Consider the following 475-nt stretch of genomic DNA (forward strand, 5'->3'; position numbering starts at 1 on the left):
TTACCCTTTCATTCAATATGATATTTTCCTTCAGTTGCGGTAAAAATGCTCTCACAAGGAAGTCCGTTCCACCCGTAATTTCATACAGTTTTAAGTTGGGTGTTAAAAGTACAATTACTTCTCGTAATATAGCGGTAAATGATAGTTCTGGAAAACCCTCTATGCCAACTATTGTCTTTATCATATCAATTGCTCCTGAAGAGAGAGATTGCCCAACAGGATTAAATCTTAAAAAATTTTCCATTGAGTAATGATCAAATTTGTCAATTATAATCTCCCAATTTTTTGGGGGATTTTGATTGATAAACTCAATTACAGGATCAATTGCTGATTGGAGTAACTCTGTTGCTGTTTTCCCTTTTTCATGGGGGGCAACTGGATAGTTTAATATGTCTGGATTCGCCTCGTAATTTTTTTGATTTGTTAATACATTATTAATATAAATTAAATCATTTGGAGTACTATTAATAAATTC

General features: G+C 32.4%; 1 pseudogene. It reads right to left on the minus strand.

What is annotated here, in order from left to right:
* A pseudogene (locus CN514_RS26060) lies at nt 1-475 on the minus strand (amine oxidase); the annotation flags it as partial.

The sequence above is a fragment of the Bacillus sp. AFS001701 genome (genome assembly GCF_002559405.1).
Taxonomy (GTDB): Bacteria; Bacillota; Bacilli; order Bacillales; family Bacillaceae_G; genus Gottfriedia.